Annotated in this window: 20 protein-coding genes; 10 read left to right on the top strand and 10 right to left on the bottom strand. The window is 61.0% G+C overall.

Annotated elements, in window-relative coordinates; genetic code table 11:
- Positions 1-153: 153 nt before the first annotated feature.
- The 3 genes from CO657_RS26320 to CO657_RS26330 are packed head-to-tail and all read left to right on the top strand — an operon-like array spanning position 154 to position 2,121.
- Positions 154-1,140 (top strand): TerC family protein, encoded by a 987-nt coding sequence (locus CO657_RS26320; RefSeq protein WP_054186093.1) that lies wholly within the window; start codon positions 154-156, stop codon positions 1,138-1,140.
- A gap of 58 nt (positions 1,141-1,198) precedes the next feature.
- A complete protein-coding gene (locus CO657_RS26325; RefSeq protein ID WP_054186082.1) occupies positions 1,199-1,507 on the top strand; it encodes a hypothetical protein in 309 nt (102 codons plus the stop codon).
- The gene (locus CO657_RS26330; protein ID WP_245293086.1) at positions 1,453-2,121 is read left to right on the top strand and encodes an exopolysaccharide biosynthesis protein; all 669 of its coding nucleotides are present in this window, start codon (positions 1,453-1,455) and stop codon (positions 2,119-2,121) included. Before CO657_RS26325 ends, CO657_RS26330 begins: the two co-directional genes overlap by 55 nt.
- A 131-nt stretch (positions 2,122-2,252) precedes the next feature.
- Here the strand turns inward: CO657_RS26330 and repC are convergent, their stop codons facing one another.
- The 7 genes from repC to CO657_RS26365 form a co-directional block, all read right to left on the bottom strand.
- On the bottom strand, positions 2,253-3,557 hold the full coding sequence (gene repC, locus CO657_RS26335; RefSeq protein ID WP_054186080.1) for a plasmid replication protein RepC: 1,305 nt from the start codon (positions 3,555-3,557) through the stop codon (positions 2,253-2,255).
- 154 nt (positions 3,558-3,711) lie between these two features.
- Positions 3,712-4,713, bottom strand: coding sequence for a plasmid partitioning protein RepB (repB, locus tag CO657_RS26340; RefSeq protein ID WP_054186079.1), 1,002 nt, complete (start codon positions 4,711-4,713; stop codon positions 3,712-3,714).
- Between the two features lie 3 nt (positions 4,714-4,716).
- Positions 4,717-5,910: a plasmid partitioning protein RepA gene (repA, locus tag CO657_RS26345; RefSeq protein WP_003591382.1), complete on the bottom strand. Its 1,194-nt coding sequence runs from the start codon at positions 5,908-5,910 to the stop codon at positions 4,717-4,719.
- A gap of 277 nt (positions 5,911-6,187) precedes the next feature.
- Positions 6,188-7,495 (bottom strand): hypothetical protein, encoded by a 1,308-nt coding sequence (locus CO657_RS26350; protein WP_054186078.1) that lies wholly within the window; start codon positions 7,493-7,495, stop codon positions 6,188-6,190.
- 117 nt (positions 7,496-7,612) lie between these two features.
- Complete coding sequence (locus tag CO657_RS26355; RefSeq protein WP_054186077.1) at positions 7,613-8,017, bottom strand: type II toxin-antitoxin system VapC family toxin; 405 nt, start codon at positions 8,015-8,017, stop codon at positions 7,613-7,615.
- Positions 8,014-8,247 (bottom strand): AbrB/MazE/SpoVT family DNA-binding domain-containing protein, encoded by a 234-nt coding sequence (locus CO657_RS26360; RefSeq protein WP_054186076.1) that lies wholly within the window; start codon positions 8,245-8,247, stop codon positions 8,014-8,016. Before CO657_RS26360 ends, CO657_RS26355 begins: the two co-directional genes overlap by 4 nt.
- Before the next feature lie 68 nt (positions 8,248-8,315).
- Positions 8,316-9,068, bottom strand: a complete 753-nt coding sequence (locus CO657_RS26365; protein ID WP_054186092.1) for an SDR family oxidoreductase — start codon at positions 9,066-9,068, stop codon at positions 8,316-8,318.
- 342 nt (positions 9,069-9,410) lie between these two features.
- Here CO657_RS26365 and CO657_RS26370 point away from each other — a divergent pair, with 342 nt between their 5' ends.
- From CO657_RS26370 to CO657_RS26400, 7 genes are all read left to right on the top strand, one after another.
- A complete protein-coding gene (locus tag CO657_RS26370) occupies positions 9,411-13,046 on the top strand; it encodes a PAS domain-containing protein (protein ID WP_054186075.1) in 3,636 nt (1,211 codons plus the stop codon).
- Positions 13,043-13,684 (top strand): response regulator transcription factor, encoded by a 642-nt coding sequence (locus tag CO657_RS26375; protein ID WP_054186074.1) that lies wholly within the window; start codon positions 13,043-13,045, stop codon positions 13,682-13,684. The genes CO657_RS26370 and CO657_RS26375 overlap by 4 nt, the downstream gene beginning before the upstream one ends.
- A gap of 2 nt (positions 13,685-13,686) precedes the next feature.
- A complete protein-coding gene (locus CO657_RS26380; RefSeq protein ID WP_054186073.1) occupies positions 13,687-14,064 on the top strand; it encodes a response regulator in 378 nt (125 codons plus the stop codon).
- A 1-nt stretch (position 14,065) separates the two neighbouring features.
- A complete protein-coding gene (locus CO657_RS26385) occupies positions 14,066-14,758 on the top strand; it encodes a response regulator transcription factor (protein WP_054186072.1) in 693 nt (230 codons plus the stop codon).
- A 210-nt stretch (positions 14,759-14,968) separates the two neighbouring features.
- The gene (locus CO657_RS26390) at positions 14,969-15,328 is read left to right on the top strand and encodes an ArsR/SmtB family transcription factor (RefSeq protein WP_054186071.1); all 360 of its coding nucleotides are present in this window, start codon (positions 14,969-14,971) and stop codon (positions 15,326-15,328) included.
- Between the two features lie 192 nt (positions 15,329-15,520).
- Positions 15,521-16,186, top strand: coding sequence for a nitroreductase (locus CO657_RS26395; protein WP_054186070.1), 666 nt, complete (start codon positions 15,521-15,523; stop codon positions 16,184-16,186).
- Between the two features lie 83 nt (positions 16,187-16,269).
- On the top strand, positions 16,270-16,842 hold the full coding sequence (locus CO657_RS26400) for an NADPH-dependent FMN reductase (RefSeq protein WP_054186069.1): 573 nt from the start codon (positions 16,270-16,272) through the stop codon (positions 16,840-16,842).
- A 60-nt stretch (positions 16,843-16,902) separates the two neighbouring features.
- Here CO657_RS26400 and CO657_RS26405 read toward each other — a convergent pair whose 3' ends face one another.
- From CO657_RS26405 to CO657_RS26415, 3 genes are read right to left on the bottom strand one after another with little or no spacing between them, the layout of a single operon-like run.
- Positions 16,903-18,090: a galactarate dehydratase gene (locus CO657_RS26405; RefSeq protein ID WP_054186091.1), complete on the bottom strand. Its 1,188-nt coding sequence runs from the start codon at positions 18,088-18,090 to the stop codon at positions 16,903-16,905.
- A 12-nt stretch (positions 18,091-18,102) separates the two neighbouring features.
- Positions 18,103-19,314 (bottom strand): mandelate racemase/muconate lactonizing enzyme family protein, encoded by a 1,212-nt coding sequence (locus CO657_RS26410; protein WP_054186068.1) that lies wholly within the window; start codon positions 19,312-19,314, stop codon positions 18,103-18,105.
- Complete coding sequence (locus CO657_RS26415; RefSeq protein WP_128715615.1) at positions 19,311-21,062, bottom strand: ABC transporter ATP-binding protein; 1,752 nt, start codon at positions 21,060-21,062, stop codon at positions 19,311-19,313. The genes CO657_RS26410 and CO657_RS26415 overlap by 4 nt, the downstream gene beginning before the upstream one ends.
- Positions 21,063-21,065: the final 3 nt, after the last annotated feature.

Genomic DNA, 21,065 nt, shown 5'->3' on the forward strand with positions numbered 1-21,065 from the left:
GAATGCAAAAATCCGCACCGGGTTCTTGAACCGGAAACGGAGTATTCCCATCTGTCGCCTGACCCGCTGGTCCGGGCCCCTCTGGTGAGAGCCGTCGGCGCTCTCGCGATGTCGGACCCTTCCGACATCATGCGCCGACAGAGGTTCCATTTCTTGGAAATATCATTTTTGTTCGTGGAGTGGCTGGGCAAGCCTCTCTGGATGTGGGCTGGCTTTTTGGGCCTCGTGATCGCAATCCTGTCGTTCGATCTCGGCATTCTCCATAAAGAAAACAAGGAAATCGGCGTCGGCGAAAGCATCAAGCTTTCCGTGCTTTACATCTCGCTCGGTCTCGCCTTCGGCGGCTGGGTATGGTGGTATCTGGGAGCCGAATCCGGCCTTGCCTACATGACGGGCTTCGTCGTCGAAAAGACGTTGGCTCTCGACAATGTCTTCGTCATTGCTCTCATCTTCTCCTTCTTTGCCGTTCCTCGCCTATATCAACACCGCGTGCTCTTCTGGGGTATCCTCGGCGTCATTATATTGCGCGCCATCATGATCGGCGTTGGTGCGACCCTGGTGGCCGAGTTCTCATGGCTCCTCTATGTCTTTGCCGCGTTCCTGATCGTTACCGGCATCAAGATGCTGGTGATGAAGGATGCCGAGCCGGATGTGTCGAAGAACCCGCTCGTTCGCTTCATGCGCAACCGCTTTAATGTTACCGACAGTCATCACGACGAACGCTTTTTCGTGAAGCAGGCGCATCCGCAAACCGGCAAGATGGTCTGGTTCATCACGCCGCTCTTCATGGCCCTCGTCCTGATCGAAGTCGCCGACCTCATCTTCGCCGTAGATTCGGTTCCCGCGATCTTTGCGATCACGACCGACCCGTTCATCGTCTACACGTCGAATATCTTCGCGATCCTCGGCTTGCGCGCCCTCTACTTCGCGCTGGCGGCAATGATCCACCGCTTCAAATATCTGAAGCCGGCCCTTGCGATCGTCCTAGTATTCATCGGCTCGAAGATCTTCGTCGCTGACATGCTGGGTCTGGAAAAATTCCCGGCTGCTCTCTCCCTCGGCGTCACCTTTGCGATCATCGCGAGCGGTGTCGTCTGGAGCCTGCTCAAGACTCGCGCCAAGCCACAGCCTTCCCGCTGATCTGCCCGGCACACCGCTCGGCCACCTCACAACTCAACGAACCTGAAGGAGCACATCCATGTTCTCAGAAATTGTCGCTGCGATTTTTTCAATGTTTTTCATCGAACCGCTGCAAGCCGAAATAGCGGAGCGTGTGGCGGCGGCCAAGGCGCCCCCCGAGATCGTGCGCGCCTCGCAAGATTGCCTGGCGGCAGAGGCGCCCCGCCTTCTCGATCGCGCAACGAATAATATGGGTTGGGCGGTCTCCAATGCCGTCAGCGTTTCGCTTGGCTGGAGTGATCCACTCGATCTCTTGGACAGGAGCGCGCCGGGTTGCGCAGCATTGGTGATCACTATGAAACAGAAGGGAGAAGACAGCACAGTATGAGGGGACGGAGCGAACAGCGGTGGCAGAGCGAAGGGATCGCATCCAGCCGCCTCCGGGAATTGGCCGCTCTTGGCCAGGCTGAAGGCAGCATTGAAATCGGAAAGGCTTTGTCCCTCATGGGGCAAGCCGGCACTACCCTCGTCATCCTGCTTCTGACGCTGCCGGCGCTTACGCCGATACCAGGACCTTTCGGAATGGTCTTTGGAACGGCGCTCGCGCTGGTCGCGCTTCAGATTGCTTCTGGATGCGAAACCATCTGGTTGCCGGCAAGCCTTAGGCGGCGTCACCTGTCGTCAGGCACTATCGATGTTACCCTTCGCTACGCGGGCCCGCTGATCGTTCAGGCGGAAAAATTCACGCACCGCGACCGGCTTGCTGTCCTGACCCGCAAACCAGTTCAAATGTTGCTGGGCTTTCCCATCTTCCTGCTGGCAATCGCCATCGCTCTGCCCATACCCTTTGGAAATTTTCTGCCGGCCTTCGCCTTGATCGTCATTGCCGTCGCCCTCTTGGAACGCGATGGGCTCGTCACGCTGATCGGGCTGATCTTGTCGGTCGCGGCTTTGGCCGCAACGGCCGCTTTGGCATATGGCACCGTCACCGCATTTGTGTGAACTGAAACCCAGGATCGATCGTCGAGGCGGTTGGAAGGCTTGTGGGGCCATCGTCGTCTTTTCCCTCCCGCCGTTTGGGTGGCTCGGACTGGATCGACTAATCGCTTCATTTTTTCGATCCCGGCGCTTGATCACCCGGCATGACGTCTTAGCCCGCCATTGGCTCGCGCAAGCGCCATCAGCATCGGGCCGATCGCAAACTCGCCTCTTTCAGTCCTTCGGGTGAGATCGCGGAGATAGCCGCCGGGCGAATTGATGTGCCCTCCCCTTTCCAGGATGCAGGCGATTACGGTCGCGGCATTTTCCGGCCCCATGCCGGCGCAGGCTTCCTCATAGGCCGAGGGACTGACGCCGAGCATCGAGCGAACGACGACGGCGGCCGACATCAGATCCCGCCAATTGCCGATCGCGCCTCCCGGCCCATAGTCGAGAATGGCAGGGCAGGCTTGAAGAACGAGGCCAAGCGGGAAGGATTTCAGGCCGGGGCCGGACACCGGAGCGGCGGCATCCGATACCTTGCCGACCATTCCAGCCGCCGGTTTGAGCGACCTCGGCCTTTGCTCGGCCGGCGGTTCCGCAGTCCCCTCGTTGTTTGTCGCCGCCTTTTCGCCCTGCTTCGTTTCGAAGCTTGGTTCAAGTTCATAAGGGGAGTCGGGGTTTGAACTCTGTTTGTGACGCTCAATCTGAGACTCATTGGCGTCTATTTTTTGTCTTTTAATGTGCCTTTGCAGCAGGTTGACGGCTTCGTCCCGCAGCAGCCCCATCTCGTCGAGCAGCGATGCCAGTTCGTCGATACCAGCCACGCGCGGAATCCTGGCGACGATTGCGCGAAACATCATCGTCATCTGCTCCCAATCGCCCGGAACCGCTTCTTCAATCGCCGTTGAAATCAGCTTGGAAATATCGCGCCGGCAGACCGTCAGGCGCTCCCTGGTCGCCCGCAGCAACTCCCGGTCGGCAATCGCCTGGGCGGCCAGACCCTCGATCTCGGCCGCGCGTGCAAGCAGCGGCGCGATGCTGAAGCCGAAAGCCTCGCCAATGACCCCTGCCCTGTCGCGCCGGGCATAACGCTTACCGTTCGGACTGTCCTTGCGCAGGATAAGACCCGCCTCGACCAGCACCGCCAGATGCCGCCTGAGCGTTGCCGGCGTCATGCCGCGGGCGCGAAGCGACAGCTGCGCGTTCGACGGAAAGACGATCAGGCCTTTCTCCTCGGAGATTTCGTCATCGGGATAGAAGGTCAACAGCGCGTCGAGCACCGTCAGCGCCCGATCGGTCACGCCGAGGGCAGGCCGCGCTTCGCAGATTGCCCGAAACAGCTTCCACTTGCTGCGTTTCATTCCCGGCTCGATGGTCTCGGCCAGTTGCTGGTTTGCCAGCATGCCAAGCGACATCGGCCGCCGCCCAAAGGGCGTCGTCACATATCCACTCTCCATTTGCCTTCACCTTCGTTCAGGCAAAAGAAAACCATCCACCAATTTGGTGCCTAAGACGCTTGACTGTGATTCGTGGAAATGCGATTCTCGATGTGCTTAAGATCTGAGAAGGGCTTCCACGACGCCGTCGTTGGGGGCCTTTTTCTTTTGCGCGCTACGCTCCTCTGTCCTTGTTGAACTCCTGGAACAGGCCCTTCAGCCTTTCCTGGACGAATTGATCGAAACCGGGCGCGATCTTGCCGTCGAAGACGAAGGTTGCACCGGACGCTGTCTTTTTCACCGTCACCGGCACGCCGCTAACCTGGGTTTTGGCAATCGCCGGCTTTGGGGCCGATGTCCGCTTGGTTGCGAGCACAAATGCGCGCTGAAACCGTTCGTCGCTTGGAATTTTGCGAGCGTCGTCCGCGGACAACTCGGCGATGATCCTCTCGATATCGGCACCGTCCAGCCGATCGCCCAGCTCCAGCCACCGCCGGCGGCCGATATCCGGCGCCGCACCGATGGTGTTGATGAGATCAAGCGGAACCTGCCGTATGACAATCAGCATTCGCGACAGCGCCGCCTTATCGACGCCGAGAGCCGCCATGATCACATCGCGGCCAAAGCTTCGTTCTTCAAGCCTCGATGCAAAGAGCGCACGCTCGATGTAGGAAAGGTTGGTTCGAGCGCTGTTTTCCTGTCCCTGGCTGACGACCAGCTGGCCGTCGGTGAGATCGCGGATGACCGCGCGCACCCTGATGCCGATTTCTCTGGCGGCGGCCAGGCGACGATGGCCGTAAGCCACCTGATAGCGTCCCCTGATTTCGGGATGCGGCCGCACAAGGATCGGAACCTGCTGCCCATGCTCGCGGATCTGTTCGACAAGCTGTGCGAGTTCGGCCGCGTCGATCGCCAATCGATCGCTGACGAAGGACGCGTCGATCAGGCCGGGATCGAGATCGACGATGGTCTGGCCGGCGGCAAGCTGCCGTTCCAGTTCACTCGCCCGTTCCATTTTTTCGGTAATGTTGCCGAGCGTCTTGGTGATGCCGCCGACGGGTGCGGCACTGCGCTCCTGCGGCACGAATCCCGCGATCGGGCGATTGTCGCGCGGCGCGACGGTTTCCACCCTGGCCGGGCTCGGAGCAGAGATTTCGATGAGGTTCTTGCGCGCCATCGACTATTTCCTTCCCCAGGTGGAGCGAATATGCGCCTCGATCTCGCTGTTCACCAAGTTGAGGGACTCCAGGGCCCGATCATAGGTTCCGCGGGTGAATTGCGATCGCTCGACCTCGTAAAGCGTCTGCTTGGTGACGCCGGCATCGGAGACCGCCGTCGACTTCACCATGGCATTATGGAGCATTCGATTGCCGAAGATTGCCCGCATGAAGCCGGTCATCTGGCTCTGCGGTCCGTCATTCGGCTCGAAGCGCGTCACCAGATAGCGCATCCAGTCATAGCTGGTGCGTCCGCCGGCCTTCTCCACGACCGACATCAGCTCGCTCGTCATCGTCAGGAACTGCGACATCGACATGACGTCGAGCATCTGCGGATGGACGGTGATCAGGACCGATGTTGCCGCGCAGAGCGCCGACATCGTCAGAAACCCCAGCTGCGGCGGGCAGTCGATGACCACGACGTCGTAGAGGCTTTCGATTTCGGTCAGGACCTCGCCGATGCGGGCAAAGAACATCGTCTCCGCCCTACCCGACGACATCGCCTTCGGCGTCTCGTGCTCGAATTCCATCAGCTCGAGATTTCCGGGAATGAGATGCAGATTGGGCGTGTAGGTGGCGCGCACGATGTCGGCGATGGGGCGCGGCTGCTCATAGCGGATCGCACCGTAGATCGTTTCGCCCTCTCCAACGTCGAATTCCGGCTGATGACCGAACAGGGCGGACAGGGAAGCCTGCGGGTCGAGATCCACGGCAAGCACGCGGTAGCCTCGCAACGCCATGAACTGCGCCAGATGGGCCGCGGTCGTGGTCTTGCCCGAGCCGCCTTTGAAATTCATGACGGAGACGATCTGGAGCTTTTCTCCCGGCCTGCGGGCCGGCACATATTTCGGCGTTCCGTTTCGCTCGTCGAGGACCCGGCGAATGCGATCCATATCCGTTGCGCTGTAGAGCCGCCGTCCATTTGCCAGCGGATCGGGCCCATGGCCATCGGCAGCCACCTGCCGGAGATAACCTTCGCCGATGCCGATGAAAGCCGCAGCTTCGGCCGGCGAAAATGTTCTGATGGTCTTTTGAGAAAGCGGCGGGAAGATTTTTGCCTGATGCTGCTGAAGTTGATAGGACAACTCCTTCGCATCTGTTGCCAGAAGTGAGGGGAGATGCTCTTGATCGTCCTGGAGAGCAAGACTCGGCTGCATGATCTGTTTCCCAAATAACTGCGCAATTTTGAACGAAAGCGCCTCAGTTGCGCATTTACTATATGCCGCGATTCGTGACCGAATTACAAATGCTTAACCAAAAGACGGCCGGAGGCATGTCAAACGAGGGCGTGAATCTGGCAGTTTCGCGGCTCAATCGGCGGGTGATTCGCACTCTCCCACGGTGCTGACGAGCAAGGCCGGCGCTGGTGTTATGCACATGAAATTCATTGAATTTTATGTGAAGCCGCCGGCGGGACGGAAAGGCTCGGCCTGTCTATTGTCCGTCGTCTTTCAGGTAGTTGCTGCCGTTGATCACCAGGAGCCCGTCGGACGCTTTGTCCGGTTCGAATATGCTCATGGTTTCCGTCTTGCCACTCGCGTCGGTGAGGTCGAGACGATAGCCGGAAAGCGTGTAGCGTCCGCTGGCGCCCGGCCGGTTGCCCGACGTGGTGACGCCCGATCGCGATCCGCCGATTTCGTTCGTCATCGAGGCGCCGGACCAGCCTGTGCGTTCAAACGTGCCGTTTGAATGAAGAACCAGCGTGCGGCTGGAAGCGACCGATCCCGACGAGGTCGCGGTCATGCCGCTCGAGGCGAAGGTGGAGACCCATTCGCCGTCGAGCGTCGCGCCATCCTTAAACGGCGGCACCGCCCGATGGTCATCCTCGTCGATCACCAGGTCGTCGCCTTTTTTCGAGAATGGCTTCGTCTCGGTCTCGATCGTGCCGTAGGCGGAGGTGACGCTGCGCATCTCGATCGACCCGGCGTAGGAGAAGAAGCCGCCGCCGGTGAGCTTGTAAAGGCCGCAGTCGGTCGGGTCTTCCTTGCAGTGCTCGGCAATGCTCCGGCCGCCCTTCGGCAGCTCCGTACTGAACAGGCCCTTCGGATCGAACATAGTGATCTCGCTATCGGAATAGAAATCCATGCCGCCGAAGACATTCGGCCGGACACCGGTATCGAGATGGGTGAAGACGCCGTCGAGCCCGCCGTCGCCGCCTGCCGGCACAAGATCGAAATCCTGATCGGAGGGATCAAGCTTGACCGAACGCACCAGCGCCTCGAAATCGGCTTCGGCACTTTCGCTTCGGTCGCCATTCAGGTTCAACAGCACAAGCTGAAGATAGGCCTGCTGCTTGTCGCCGGCGATGCCGACGACGATCTGACTGATGCTGACATTTTTTTGATTGATGCCGCAGCGTTCTTCCACACGGATGTCGTGGCCGTTTATCGTTATCCCGTAATGCTTGATCAGGATATCTTCCTTGGCCATGTCGGGCAACGTCGCGACGAAGGTCTTCATGCCGGCCGTGAGGGACGCGCGCGGGCTCGACAGCGGCTTGGTGATCTGGATCAGGGCACTGCCGCGCTTGTCGTCATCCGTTTCCGGAAAATCCTTCTGCAGCATAAAGAGATCGCCCTTGCCCGCCTTTCGCCAGCCGGCATCGGGCAGCGTCACCGTCAGGCCGCCGATATCGGCGGCCGCGGCAAACGCCGACGGACAGGAGAAGAGACAAATAAGGCCGAGAACGAGCCCCAGGGCCGAGCTGATCCGGCCGATTCGATCGATATATATGCTGCCCATGCGCCCTACCCGCCCGTTTCGGCAATCGCCAACGGGATTTGGAGCCGTGCAAAAGCTTTTCAACCCGGAGCTTTCATGAAGATTTCTTGAAACCTCGCATAGGCGACGGCCTATGCCTCAGGAACCGGGCGCTATCAATTTCAGCGAGGGGAAATAGCTGCGATAGCGGCCGACATCTCGCGTCAGGAGCGGCAATTGTTGCACGGCAGCGTGAGCGCCGATGAAGAAGTCGGGAAGCACGCCGGTGCGCGTCCCGCCAGCCCTGCGATATTGCGTGAACACCTTGCCGGCAAGAAACAAAGCGGGCTTGGGTATAGGCCTCATGTCGAGGCCAGCCTCTTCCACAAAAGCCTCCAGCGCCTCGATCCTTTCATATCGAACCGCAAGTTCGGCATAAATTACATCGTTGATCAGCATGGGACCTTCGATACTCGCTGCCTCGAGTTGGGCAATAGACCAATCCGACCATTTCGGATCGTCGGTCACGAGGTCCAGGAGCACATTGGTATCGACGAGTGTCACGTGTCGCCGCGTGTCAAAGCCATGATGGCTTCCGTATCGAGGCCCTTGCCGGCATGACCGCGCAGCTTCTCGAAACGGCTGGCAGGCCGCTTCTTGTCGGCGCGCGTCAGAACCACACTGCCGTCGGCAGCACGATGAAAATCGACCTTGCTGCCTGGAACGATGCCAAGCATATCCCGCACGGGCCGGGGAATGGTCACCTGCCCTTTCGCGGTAACGGTTGTGGCCATAGCGAGCGCCTTTGTAATACTCTGTTGACGGAAGGTATTACTTCATCCGAGAAATTTCAAGGCTGCCGCTAATCCGCCATCGATTGGTAGAGCCAGTCGGGTAGCGTCTGCGCCGCCACCCGTGCGCCGGCATCGGGAAGCAATGCGTCATCGGTCAATTCGACACCAAAATACGAGGTTGACGGATCCGTTATTACCGGACGCTCGTCTTCGTTCGCGGCGAGATAGATCCGTGCGACGTCATCGATACCGAGCTGTTCCGGGCCGCCGATTTCGACGATACCGCCCAAAGGCGTGGCGACGGTCAATTCGGCCAGAAAGGCGGCGACTTCCGCGGCTGCGACCGGCTTCATCAAGGCTGGCGGCAGCCGGAAGACGTCGCCTTGCGCGCCGATGTCGATCAATCCGTTTATGAACTCGTAAAACTGGGTGGAGCGGAGGATTGTGTAGGGGCGATTTGAAGCACGGATGAGATTTTCCTGCACCATTTTCGCGCGAAAATAGTCGCTTTCCACGAGCCGGGGCGTGCCGACGACGGAGAGGGCGAGATAATGCCCGACGCCTGCCTCGGAGGCGGCGGCAAGCAAATTCTTCGTCGACGCCCTGAAGAAATCCAGTGCCGCGCTGTCGCCGAATGATGCGGCGTTGGTCACATCGACGACGGCGTCGGTTCCCGCGATAGCCGCGTCAAGGCCTTTGCCGGTCACCGTATCGACGCCAAACGACAGGGACGCGTCGGTAACCTCGTGGCCCGATCGGCGCAGCCTTTCGCTGAGCCGCGTTCCGATGAGACCGCTTGCTCCCACCACGGTGATTTTCATGTCGGCATCCTCGCGATCTTTTGGATCGACCATGACCCGAAGCCCAAAACCCTTCCATCATGCGTGTGGCTCGGCGCCTTCGCCTTAGGTATAGCGGAGTAGACCTAAGGTCTAGGATGACCCACCGGAACGGGAGTGATCTCACACTTGCTCTTTCGCGCCGAGGATCCGGGCTCGGTGCAACACTACCCCTCCGCGCGATGTATGGAATTCCATGAGTTGCGGCTGTGCTATGACGGGACTACGGTTCGCAGCATGAGCTCGCCAGCCCCGACATCAAGAACGAGTGCTGCACCAAATGCGAATGATCCCCCTGCCTTGTCTGCCCGGCAGGAGCGGTGGATGATCAGCGTCTGGTCGCACCGCCCCCGCGCCCTGTATCTGGGGCTCTTCATCGCCGCCTATGTGCTCGGCTGCGGCTTTGCCCAATCACTTGCGATCGTGCCGGGAACGGGCATTTCCATCTGGCCTCCGGCCGGGCTTTTCATCGCAACGCTCATCCTCGCCTCCAGGCGCAGCTGGCCATGGTGGATATTGGGGGGGTGCTTGGCTGAGCTGTTCAGCAATGCCCTCTGGTTCTACAGTCCGCTGCCGGCGGCCTTTCTGATATACGTCGGCAACGCTCTTGAAGCCGTGGTCGCGGCATGGCTGGTCAATCGGGCCTTGAAGCGGCCGGCTCAGCTGGAAACCTTGCAGGAGGTTCTCGCATTCGTCGTCCTGGGCGCCGGAATTGCGCCAATCGTCAGCGCGACGGTGGGAAGCGCGACCCTCTCATGGTTCGGCATTCAATCGCAATCCTTCGTAACCGCCTGGCCTCTCTGGTGGATCGGTGATGCAACCGGTGTCCTGATCGTCGCGCCGCTGGCGCTCTCCGTCTTTCATAACTGGCGCGGCAAGACCCGCCTCTCGGCGGCGCAATGGGTGGAAGCTTGCGTCCTTGGGCTGATTTTTCTCGGTGTCGCCGCTCTTTCGCTCAGCGGCTACCTTCCCTTCGCCTACATCATCATGCCGCCCCTTCTTTGGGCCGCGGTCCGCTTCGAGTTCAAGGGCGCGGCCATATCGCTCGTGCTCCTCGCCCTGATCACGGCCGTCTTCACAATCACAGGCGCCGGCCAATCTGTCGGCGATGCCGAGTCCCAGAAACACAAGCAGATCATGCTGCAGCTTTTCCTGGCGATCTCGGCATTTTCGGCGCTGATCGTCGCCGCTATATCCAGGCAACATCAGCTGGCCGTGCTCACATTGCGGCAAAGCGTTGAGACGTTGCGCGACAGGGAGCAAGAGCTCTCGCAGCTTGTCGACATGGTTCCGAGCCACGTCTGGCGTCTGACACCCGAGGGCGAACCGACCTTCTTCAATAGACGAATGGTCGACTTCCTCGGCCTCGATGTCGCGGATACGGACAGGCCCGGCATGAGCCGGCTGGAAGCGGTCATCGAGGCCATCATTCACCCCGATGATGCAGCAGGCTTCCGGGAGGCTCTCAATCATAGCCTCGTCACCGGCGAAAACTTCGCCACGCGGTATCGGCTGCGCCGTGCCGACGGCGTCTATCACTGGATGTCGAGCCGCGCCGAACCGATGCGGGATCAGACCGGCATCATCGTCCAATGGTACGGCCTTTGCCACGACATCGACGATCAGGTCCGTGCCGAAGAGGCGGTGCGCCAGAGCGAGCGAGCGCTGCAGCAGATGATCGACGCGGTGCCGGTTCGCGTCTGGAGCGTGGAGCCGGCGAGCGGGTCGGTCTATTTCAACAAACGCTATCAGGATCATTTCCGCGCCGTCATCGCCAATTTCGACGCTCTCGGCGAGCCGCGCATCGAAGACCTGCTGCGGCAGCTGATTCACCCCGAAGACGCGCCCGACGTCCAGCGCACGCTGCGGAATTGTTTCGAAAGCGGCGGCGGCACCGCCATGCGGTTTCGCTGGCGCGAAAAAGACGACGTCTACCGCTGGGCGGAGTGCCGGGTCGAACCCCGGCACGACGACGATGGAAGGGTCGTGCAATGGTACGGCGTGTCTCTCGATATCGACGAGGAGGTGCGTGCCCTCGAGGCATTGCGTGATCGCGAACGCGAACTCTCGCAGCTCGTCGACATGGTCCCGGCCCAGATCCGGCGGCTGACACCGACAGGCGAGCCTGTCTTCTTCAACAAGCGCCTGATCGATTTCTTCGGTCTCGACGTCGGCGACATGGATAAGCCGGGCGTGAGCCGCCTGTCGGCTGTCATCAACACTCTCGTTCATCCCGATGACGCACCGAGGCTGCTTCAGACGATTCATCATTCCCTCGCCAGCGGCGATCCCTTCTCGATCAAATACCGTATGCGCCGTTTCGACGGAGCCTATCGCTGGGTCGACGGCCGCGCCGAGCCGCTGCGGGATCAGAACGGCACGATCACGCAATGGTACGTCATCTCGGTCGATATCGATGACGAGATGCGCGCGCAGGAAGCCTTGCGCGACCGGGAACGCGAACTCTCGCAACTGGTCGACATGGTTCCGAGCCTGCTCTGGCGGCTTGATCCGGAAGGGACCCCGACCTTCTTCAACCAGCGCCTGAAAGATTTTCTTGGTCTCGACATCATTGATATGGAAACGCCGGGGATGAGCCGGCTTGCGGACCTCATCGAGGCCGCCGTCCACCCCGACGATTCCGTCAGCCTCACCCAAGCACTCCACCATTCCCTCGCCACCGGCGAACGCTTCTCCAAGCAGTATCGCCTGCGACGCGCCGACGGCATCTATCGCTGGATCAAAGGCAGCGCCGAGCCGCTGCGGGACGAGAGCGGCCGGATTGTCCAATGGTACGGCCTCTCGCACGACATCGACGATCAGCTGCGTGTCGAGGAGGCGCTGCGAGAAAGAGAGCGCTCGCTCTGGCAGATCGTCGAAACCCTGCCGGCCATGATCGATTGCGCGGCCCCCGACGGAGAACCGGTCTATCGCAACCCCCAGCTCCGCGACTTCCTCGGATATAAGCTCGAAGAGCTTGATGGAACGGGGAAAACCCGGCTGGACGGCACGCTCGACGCCGGCGTTCATCCCGACGACGTGGCAGGTGTCAAAGAGAATTATGCGCATTCATTGTCCACCGGCGAGCCCTATGCGCGCCGGCATCGTCTGCGGCGCTACGATGGCGAATATCGCTGGGTCGAGACGCGCGCTGCGCCGATGCGCAATGCCGAAGGCGTCATCGTCCAGTGGAACGTCATCTGCCTCGATGTCGACGCTGAAGTTCGGGCGGAGGAAGATCTGCGTCAGGCGCGCGAGGGCCTTGCGCGGGCGAGCCAGGTGGCGAGCCTTGCCGAGCTTTCGGCCTCCATCGCTCACGAGGTAAATCAGCCGCTCGCGGCCGTCGTCGCCAACTCGCATGCCTGCCAGCGCTGGCTGATGGCCGAACCGCCGAATATGGAGCGGGCGCAGAGGACGGTCGAGCGCATCATCCGCGACGCCAACTCTGCCGCCGATGTCGTCAGCCGCATCCGCGCCCTGTTCAAACAATCCGCAGACAGAAGGGTTCATACGACGCTTTCAGGCGTCGTCAGTGAAGCGCGCAACCTCATGGCCGAAGAAGCGGCGCGCCGTCGCGCCCGTATGGACGTGGAGGTTGACGGCAACCTTCCGCTCATTGCCATCGATCGCATCCAGATCCAGCAGGTTCTGATCAATCTCGTCCGCAACGGCATCGAGGCGATGGACACGGTCGACGGCGACAGGGTGATCGGGATGCGCGTGCGCCATATGGGGAATGCCATTCAGACCGAAATCAGCGATCGCGGTCAGGGTATCGAGTTCCCCGAGAAGATGTTCGAACCTTTCTTCACGACCAAGGAAAACGGCATGGGCATGGGTCTGGCGATTTGCCGCTCGATCGTCGAGCTGCACGGCGGACGATTGTGGGCAGAGAAGAACGATCCGCACGGGGCGACGTTGATCTTCACCTTGCCGATAGAAACGAAGGCGGCGTCATGACGGACGATGACCATATTGTCTTCATCGTCGATGACGACGAACGTGTCCGGGAGGCGCTCAGCGAGCTCATGGACGCACATGGCATGCGCGCCATCGCCTTCGAATCCGCCGGCGATTACGTGAGGGCGAACAAGCCTGATGTGCCGGCCTGCCTCATCCTCGATATCGAGCTACCCGACATCAACGGCCTCGATCTGCAGAGGCAGATTGCCGACGGCGATCATCCGCCGATCGTCTTCATTACCGGCCATGGCGACATCCCCTCCTCCGTGCGTGCGATCAAAAGCGGCGCCGTGGATTTCCTGACCAAACCGTTCAGTGACGCGGACCTCCTGACGGCAATCCATGCAGCGCTCGCCGAGGATCGGGAAAAGCGATCGGGACGCGCCGAACTCGACATGCTCAAACGACACTATCTCGACTTGACGCCGCGTGAGCGCGAAGTGCTGCCGCTCGTGGTCAGCGGTCTTCTCAACAAGCAGGCGGCAGCCGAACTCGGGATCAGCGAGGTTACGCTGCAGATCCATAGAAGAAACGTGATGCAGAAAATGGCGGCGGCGTCGCTCGCCGATCTCGTACGGATCGCGGAGAAACTGGAAATACCGATTACCCACTCGCGCCGGGTGGGGGGGAATTGAACATGAACGAGACAAGACATATCGTCGCAATCGTCGATGACGATCCAAGACTGCTTGAATCGATGGGCGACCTTCTGGAATCGGCGGGTTATGTGGCCCGCGGCTTCCCGTCGGCGGGCTCGCTGCTCATCAGCGGGCTGTCGGAGCTCGACCTACTCATCACCGATATCGGAATGCCTGGCATCGACGGCTTCGAACTTCGTGACTTGGTGAGAAAATCACGTCCCGAGTTGCCAGTGTTTCTGATTACGGGCCGCCATGAGATAGCCGATCAGGGCCGCGCTCAGGGAGGCGGCGGTTTCTTCCGCAAGCCCTTCGATGCCCAGGCGCTGCTGGCGGCTATCGCCAATGCTTTACACCAATCGAGAGATGGAGGGTAACATGAGAGTTGACCAGCCGTTGCTGCGGAGATCGGCGCCGTTATCATTGCAGGGCAGATATGAAGAGGATCAGCCGCTCGTCATTATCGTCGATGACGACGCATCGGTTCGCGAAGCGCTGTCGGAGCTGATCCTGTCGGCGGGTTTCCAGTCGGTCAGTTTTGCCTCGACCCGCGAATTGCTTGATGCCGATATCTTGGAAAACCCCGGCTGTCTGATCCTCGATGTGCGCATGCCCGGAGCAAGCGGTCTCCACCTGCAGAGCCATCTGGCCGAAAACGGCATTTCCAAGCCGATCATTTTTCTGACCGGCCACGGCGATATCCCGATGACCGTCCAGGCGATGAAGGCGGGTGCTGTGGATTTTCTCACCAAGCCGGTGCGGGACCAGACGCTGCTCGACGCCATCACTGCGGCCATTGCGATGGATGCCGAACGACGGGCGGAAGCCGCAATCGCCAAACGCAATGTCAAACGCCTGGAGACGCTGACGCAGCGCGAGCGTGAAGTTCTGCACGAAGTGGCGCGCGGACGCCTCAACAAACAGATTGCCTTCGATCTCGGCATCAGCGAAGTGACGGTCAAACTGCATCGCAGCAACGTCATGCACAAGATGGAGGCCACCTCGATCGGCGAACTGATCCGGGCCTGGGAGACGCTGCCGGCGCAAATGCGGCAGGCTGGCTCGCGTTAGTTTTTTCCCGGGCGCTTCCCAACGGTTGAGGAATGCCGGCCTAAAACATCCGTTGCCTGTCCATTTGATGCGCGCCGTATCCGATTCGCGTTGAAAAAGACGGCGCGGCGCCGGCAATGGGTTTCGCCGTCGCTCCCATGCGTTATCTCTAAATTAAAGCTCAGGGATATGACTTCATACCCGGCTTAGATTTCATAAAGGAGATCACGCCTGAACAATCAATCATCAGCCGCGCCTTCCCCTGAAACCAACGCCTTCGACATCGAAGCAAACTTCTTGTCGGCCATGGGGAACGCCAAACGGCTTCACATCCTGCATGTCTTGACCGAAGGAGAAGTGTCGGTGACCGACCTGGCCGAGGAAGTGGGATTGAGCCAATCGTCGACTTCCCAGCATCTGGCAATTCTTCGAGAACAAGGACTCGTGCAGACGCGAAGGGTTGCCCAGACGATCTTTTATTCGCTTCAATCCGGCACAGCGAGGACGATGCTCGATACGCTCGCAGAGATCTTCGGATCGCGCCGTCAATCGCCACCAGAGCGCGTCCACGCCGGGCGCCTGATGAAGTGACCAAGCCTCGCTCCTGCCGCTCGTGATTGGTCTCCAATCGCTGAGGATAGGATGACCTTGCAGACAATCAGGTCACATCGAGCCCTGATGGACGTTTGATGTACGCCTCCTAGACCAGGGTGTGATTACGCCTCCGTTGCGAATGGAGATAATCAACCACACCAGCAACGAAACGGTCAGGAAGAGGCGATCATGGACGTATATGAGGCAGTCACCAGCCGACGGTCGGTGCGCGGATTTAAAGACAGGCCTGTGGCAAGGGAGATCCTTGAGCGCGTGCTGTCGGCTGCGGCTTGGTCGCCGTCGGGATCGAACATCCAGCCATGGAATACCTACGTGATGACCGGCGCGCCGCTGGCCGAACTCAAGACATCCGCCGTCGAGCGCGTCGCCCACGGCGACGCCTGGGACAAGCGGCAGTACGAGATGTATCCGCCGGCGCTGAAGTCCCCTTATGGAGAGCGCCGGTCCGCTTTCGGCAAGGAGCGCTACAGCGCGCTCGGCATTGCGCGGGAGGATTGGGAGGCGCGCCAGCGGGCAGCGATCGCCAACTGGAACTGCTTCGGCGCGCCCGCCGCCCTGTTCTGCTACATCGACCGTGAGCTGGGTCCGCCCCAATGGGCCGACGTCGGCATGTATCTGCAGACCGTCATGCTGCTGCTCCGAGCCGAGGGACTGCACAGTTGCCCGCAGATGGCGTGGTCACAGGTTCACGAGACGGTTGCGGAGGCCTTGTCACCCCCGGACGGGCTCATCCTCTTCTGCGGCATGTCGATCGGATACGAGGACGCAGCGGTCAGTTTTGCCCGTACGGGCCGCGCCCCGCTTGCCGAGACGGTCACTTTCGTCGACAATTAGGCGCTTGCGCTCAAAGGACGAGAGATCCCTTCCATGTTTCCTGCGCATGATGCGTCCTATCGTGCGCGATATTGGAGAACGCCATGACCACGCATAAAGTAGGCTATCTCATTGGCAGCCTTGCCAAGGGCTCGATCAATCGCAAGCTGGCCAAGGCGTTGGTGCGGTTCGCCCCGCCGGAACTTGAAATGTCGGAGATATCCTTCAAGGACCTGCCGCTCTACAGCTACGACTATGACGCCGACTACCCTCCGGCCGGCAAGGCATTCAAGGCTGATATCGCGGCCGTCGACGCCGTGCTGTTCATCACGCCCGAATACAATCGATCCATACCCGGCGGGCTGAAAAACGCAATCGACTGGGCAAGCCGCCCCTACGGCACCAACTCGTTCACTCGCAAGCCTTCAGCAGTTATCGGCACGTCGCCGGGCGCGATAGGCACAGCGGTTGCCCAGCAGAATTTGCGCAGCGTGCTCAGCTTCTGCAATTCGCCCCAGATGAATGCTCCGGAAGCCTACATCCAGTTCACACCGGGGCTGATCACCGATGACGGCGAGGTTACGAATGAGGCCACCGCGGATTTCCTTCGCAAATTCATGCAGGATTTCCATGTTTTCATAGCACGGGTTCGCTCGGTCCTGCCAAAAGACGCCTAGATTGCACTTAAGAGGAACTGGCCGCTCCCATGCGGCAGCGGCCGGTTCCCCGTTTTCGTCTTAAGCGAAGGCGTAAGAACCGTCCGGCCGCTTTGGGACGCGCCGCTGCCAGTGGATGTAGCCTTCCTCCTCCATCGCCTTCTCGTCCATCTCGACGCCCCAGCCAGGCCGATCCGGGCGCAGCTCGAGATAACCGTCCTTCGGCAGATAGGGATCGACGACGTAACGGGTTTCCCCTTCCCGCTTCTCGATATTGTTGCCACCATAGACGTAGGCCTGGCCCTTCGGCAGCCGGTATTCGAGGATGCGGAAATTCTGCGCCGCGGCCGAAAAATGCACGTTGACCGCCGTTGCCAGCGGCCCCATCGGATTGTGCGGCGCAACGCCGACGAAGAAGGCTTCGGCAAGTGTCGCAATGCGGCGCATTTCGCTGATGCCGCCGACGACGCAGATATCCGGCTGGATCAGATCGGCGCCCTTGACCTGCAGCAGCCGCAGGAACTCGTTTCGGCTGTAAAGCGACTCACCGGTGGCGAGGACGCAGTTGAGCCCCTGTTTCAGGTCGCCCCAGGCCTCGATGTTCTCAGGGCGTAGCGGCTCCTCGAAAAACAGCGGGTCGTAGGGCGCCAGCGCGTTGCCGAGCTGGCGAGCGGCGATCGGCTCGAAAATCTTGGCGTGGGCGTCGAAGGCGATCTCGTATTCGTCATTGACCGTTTCGCGCAGCGAACGGAAATAGTCCGCCGAAGCTTTGACGACATTGCCCCAGCGATTGGCGTGCATGTCAATCCGCCAGGGGCTGAGCTTGAAGGCGGTGAACCCCCATCCCTCCTTCAGGCGATCGAATTCGTCGCGGGCCGCCGGCGCATCCGGTGCGGTGTAGACCCCGGCATAGACTTTGATGCGGTCGCGCACTTCGCCGCCGAGCAGCTTGTAGACCGGGACGTTCGCCGCCTTGGCCGCCAGGTCCCACAGGCAATGATCGAGCGCGGAGATCGCGGCAAGACCGAGCGCGCCCGGCGGGAACCGGCTTTGCTGGATCAGCAGGTTGACCAGATAATCGACGCGTGTCGGATCCTGCCCGGCCACAAACGCGTAGAGATAATCGAGCAGCGGCGGCAGCGCCTTGTCGGGGCCGTGATTGTAGCATTCGCCCCAGCCCGTCAGCCCGTCATCGGTATCGAGCGCGACGATCACGCGCGGACGGTCCTTGTCGCGGGTCATGAAAACCCGCATGCGGTCGATCTTCATCATTCTGTCCTTCTAGCGATTGAAATAGCTGCGGCGCGCCACGCGCGTCTGCACATAGACATGCTCTTTGTCGGTTCCGGGATTGTAGGCGCCGGCGGCTTGCGGCACCGAGACGTTGCCGCCGCTTGGGAAGCGCGCCACGAAGGCCTCGTCGATATCGCAGCCGAGGCCGGGACCATCGGGAACGGCGATCAGGCCGTCGACCTGTTGCGGATGCGGCACGATCGTCTGGCGGCGGCCGTCCCAATCGTCGTCGAGGCGCTCGAGAATGAGGGCATTCGGGATGGCGGCCAGCAGATGCAGGGCCGCATATTCCGCCACCGGCCCGAGCGAGCCGGAATGCGGCGCCATCTGAATATGATGGGCCTCAGCCATGGCGGCGATCTTCTTCATTTGGGTGATGCCGCCGGCCCTGCCGGTGTCCGGCTGGATGACGTCGACCAGTTCCTTTTCAATGAGCTCGCGCTCGCCGAAAATGGTTGCCGAGCGCTCGCCGGCCGCAAGCGGCACATGAGCGGCGTCGCGGATGCGACGGTAGCCGTCGATATTCTCCGGCGCGATCGGATCTTCCACCCACATCAGCTCATAGGGTCCGAGCGCCCGCACCAGCCGGCAGGCATCCGCAGGCGTCAGCCATGGCGGCCCATGCAGATCGATGGCGATATCCATGTCGTCGCCGACCGCATCGCGGAGTGCTGCGACCTTGCGGACCGGGTCGGCGACGCCGCCGCACTTGATCGCCTTGATGCCGCGCGCCTTGAGCGCAAGCGCCCGCTCGGGCGTATTGGCATGCGAATAGATCGGAATCCGGTCGCGCACCTTGCCGCCGAGCAGCATCCAGACCGGCACGCCAAGCGCCTTGCCCTTGATGTCCCAGAGCGCCATATCAATCCCGGTCATCGCGCCGCCGCCGACAGTCCCGAGCATGCCATGGCCCATCATGGCGACATGCATCTTCTGCCACAGCCGTTCGATATGGGCCGGATCTTCGCCGATGAGGAGGGCCGCAAGGTCCTGGATCGCCGTCTCGACGACACGCGGCCAGCCCGAGCATTCGCCGATGCCGGTAATGCCCTCGTCGGTGTCGATCTTCAGAAACAGCCAGTTTCGGGTGCCTCCGAACTGCTTCGCGGCACCACCGCCGGGAGCTTGGTCGGACGCCCAGTTCGAAGGGTCGGGCTGACCGACATGCATGAGAAATGTGCGGATGCCGGTGATTTTCATCTCTGAGAACTTCCATTTTTCAGATGGTCTGGCTTCAGATTGCCGGGCTCCAAATCGACGGGCGCGACGTAGCGGAAACGCCTGGAGTGATCGCGGTCGCGCGGATCGGGGCGTGGGATCGCCGATATCAGCGCCTGCGTGTAGGCATGCTCGGGTGTGCGGCAGACCTGCTCCGCCTCGCCGATTTCGACGAGCTGGCCTTTGTACATGACGCCGACACGGTCGCACATGTAGCGGATGACGCCGATGTCATGGCTGATGAAGATATAGGCTAGGCCGAGCTCGTCCTGCAGGCGCATCAGGAGGTCGAGCACCTGCGAGCGCACCGAGACGTCGAGCGCCGAAGTCGCCTCGTCGGCAACGATCACACGCGGATTGAGCGTAATAGCGCGGGCAATGCCGATGCGCTGGCGCTGACCGCCGGAGAATGCGTGCGGGTAGCGTTCGCGCGCCCTCGGATCGAGGCCCACCTGTTCCATGAGGTGACAGACCCGCTCCTCCAGCGCCCGCCCTTTGGCGACACCGTTGACGAGCAACGGCTCGCCGATGATCTGGGAGACGGTCATGCGCGGATTGAGGGAGCCGAACGGGTCCTGAAACACCATGCGCAATTCGCGGCGTGCCGCAGCCAGCGTCTGACCCTTTGCCGTTGCCAGATCGATGATGTCGCCGCCGGCATTGCGATAGAGGATTTCGCCGGCGGTGGGATCGATCAGCCGCATGATCGAGCGGCCCATCGTCGTCTTGCCGGATCCGCTTTCGCCGACGATGCCGAGCGTCTCGCCCGGCAGCAGCGAAATGGAAACATCGTCCAGCGCTTTCACTTCACCGAAATCCATCGAAACGTTGCGCAGTTCGAGGATCGGCGCTTTCGTCCTGTCGAGCGGGGGGCGTGCGAGGCGGATTTCGGCCTTCTGCTCCAGCTTCAGCACCGAGCCGATCAGCATGCGGGTATAGTCGTCTTGCGGCGCATGAAAGATCTGCTCGACCGGCCCATATTCCTTGGCGACGCCGTTGTGCATGACCAGCACGTCATCGGCGATCTGCGCCACGACGCCCATATCATGCGTGATGAACAGAACGGCCATGCCGTTGGCCTTCTGCAGCCGGGCGATCAGGTCGAGAATTTCGGCCTGCGTCGTTACGTCGAGCGCCGTGGTCGGCTCGTCGGCGATCAGCAATTGCGGTTTGCAGGCGAGCGCCATGGCGATCATCGCGCGCTGGCGCATGCCACCGGAATATTGGAAGGCATAGCGGTCCAATGCCTTTTCCGGCGAGGGAATCTCGACCTGCTTCAGCAGCGATATGGCTTCAGTGCGTGCCTCCGCCTTGCTCATCCGGGTATGCAGGCGAAGCGCCTCGACGATCTGGTTGCCGACCGTGTGGATCGGCGACAGCGACGACATCGGCTCCTGGAAGATCATGGCGATGTCGCGGCCGCGGATCGCCCGGATCTGGCGCCCGCGCGGATTGAGGCTGGTCAGATTGGTCGAGCCGCCGTTCTGGTCGTTCAGGATGATCGATCCGGCCGCAATCCGGCCGGGTGCATCAACGATCTGCAGGATTGAACGCGCCGTCACCGACTTGCCGGATCCGCTTTCGCCGACGACGCAGAGCGTCTTGCCCGGCTCGATCGAAAAAGACAGATCGCTGACGGCGCGAAAGACGCCGGTGCGCAGCGGAAATTCGACGGTGAGGTTCTTCACTTCGAGCAGCGGCCTGCCGGCAATGGGAACGATATCGGTCATGCC

This window comes from Rhizobium acidisoli (genome assembly GCF_002531755.2).
Taxonomy (GTDB): Bacteria; Pseudomonadota; Alphaproteobacteria; order Rhizobiales; family Rhizobiaceae; genus Rhizobium; species Rhizobium acidisoli.